The organism is Terriglobales bacterium (genome assembly GCA_035937135.1).
Classification (GTDB): Bacteria; Acidobacteriota; Terriglobia; order Terriglobales; family Acidobacteriaceae; genus DASYVL01.
Genome location: DASYVL010000181.1, coordinates 1 through 1,761, shown reverse-complemented (window position 1 = coordinate 1,761; position 1,761 = coordinate 1). Strand labels below are relative to the sequence as shown.

Annotated in this window: 1 protein-coding gene; it reads right to left on the bottom strand. The window is 65.8% G+C overall.

The window, feature by feature from the left end:
- Nucleotides 1-93 precede the first annotated feature (93 nt).
- The gene (locus VGQ94_10505; GenBank protein ID HEV2022940.1) at nt 94-1,506 is read right to left on the bottom strand and encodes a pyridoxal-dependent decarboxylase; all 1,413 of its coding nucleotides are present in this window, start codon (nt 1,504-1,506) and stop codon (nt 94-96) included.
- Nucleotides 1,507-1,761 lie beyond the last annotated feature (255 nt).

Genomic DNA, 1,761 nt, shown 5'->3' with positions numbered 1-1,761 from the left:
CGTTTTCCAACACGACTTCCGCGCCTCGACCGGCCTGGTGTGGCGCTTCGGTACGAAGTAAGGACTGCTCGAAGCTTCTTGTCCCGGGGGTTGTCAAGCAGCCTGCGTTAGCGCCCGCCGCAGATTCTGCAAGTTCCGCTCGTCAGTTAGGTAGCTGATCACCATCATGCGGATGACGCTGCGGCCGTTCACTCGCGTCTCTGAGATCCAGCGGCGTCCGTCGCGCGTCACGGAGTCCACCACCCGCGCGTTCGCGGCCGCGATGGCGGCCTCGTCGCCTCCCGCGACCTTCACCCGGAAGTTGACGATGGGCAACACCTGCGGCGCCGCCAGCTCGTAGCTCCTTGAGCCGCGGACCCAGCCGGCGAAGCTCGCCGCGAGCGCCAGCTGACGGTTGATCAGCTCTTCATAGGCCGCGCGGCCGTGGACGCGCAGCGTCAGCCAGAGCTTGAGCGAGTTCATGCGCCGCGACCACTGCGTGCTGACCTTGAAGTTGTCCACCAGCACCGCGCCCGGCGACTTCGGCATGTAGGGCGTGGTGGTGGCGAAGGCCTGCTGCAGCGTCTCCGGCCGCGAGGTGAGGATGACGCCGGCGGCAAAGGGCATGGCCAGCCACTTGTGGGGGTCGATGGTGATGGAATCAGCGCGCTCGATGCCGCGCACCAGGTCGCGGTGACGGTCGCTGAAGATGGCCGCGGCGCCGTAAGCGCCGTCCACATGCAGCCAGAGTTTGTGCCGCGCGCAAAGCTCTGCCAGCGCGACCATGTCGTCGATGGCGCCTGAGTTTGTGGTCCCTGCGGTGGCCACAACGCAGAAGGGCTTGTGCCCGGCTTTCTTGTCGGCAGCGATGGCGGATTCGAGCTTTCCCACGTCGAGCTGGATGCGGTCATTCACCGGGATGCGCCGCAGCGCCTTGCGCCCCAAGCCCAACAGTCCCGCGGACTTGTCCAGCGAGTGGTGCGCCTCCGACGAAGCGTAGAACACCGGCTGCCCGCCGATCGAAGCTACGCCCTCTTCGATAGCCTTGGGGAAGTGCGCAGCCAGAGCCAGCGCCAGAGCGCTGAAGTTGGCTTCGTTGCCGCCCGAGGTGAAGGTGCCGTCGAAGGGCTTGGTCCAGCCCACGCGCTCGCCGATCCAGCGCACCGTCTCGCCCTCGATCTTCGAGGCCAGTTGCGAGCGCGCCAGCGTCGCCAGTTGCGGATTGAGCGCCGCCACCAGCGCCTCGGCCAGTACTGCCATGTAGGTGGGCGTGGGATTCATCAGGCCGAAGTAGTTGGCGCTGGGAACGTGGAAGCCCTTCTCCACCAGCTCATCGCAGAGTTCACCGAGCACCAGCACCGGGTCGAGCCCGAGCTCCGGCATCTTGTCGGTGAGCGTTGCGAAGGTGCGCTGCTCGAGCGGAAGTTGGACGCTGCGCTCGGACAGGGAAGAGAAGTAGTCGTTGATGGCGTCGATCAGCTTGTAGCCAAGCTGGCGCCGGCTTTCGCGGTCGAAGTCAAATCCCATGTCGGGTACCTGCTCCTCGTCGGTCGCGGGTGGTTGCAGCCTAAGTCGGCCTCTGCAAGGGGTGGCCGTTTGTATGTAAGTTTAGATGTCCGTCGCCGCGCTCGGATACAGCGTTTTGCTGCGACGCCCGGGGTCAGGCGTCTCAGTCTTTTCGCCGCAGCTTCCACGCTATCTGTCGCAGCATGCCCAGCCACACCTCGGCGTCGGAGGCGGGCAACTGCAGGCGGCGGACCAGCCGCCGCACCTTTTCCCGGG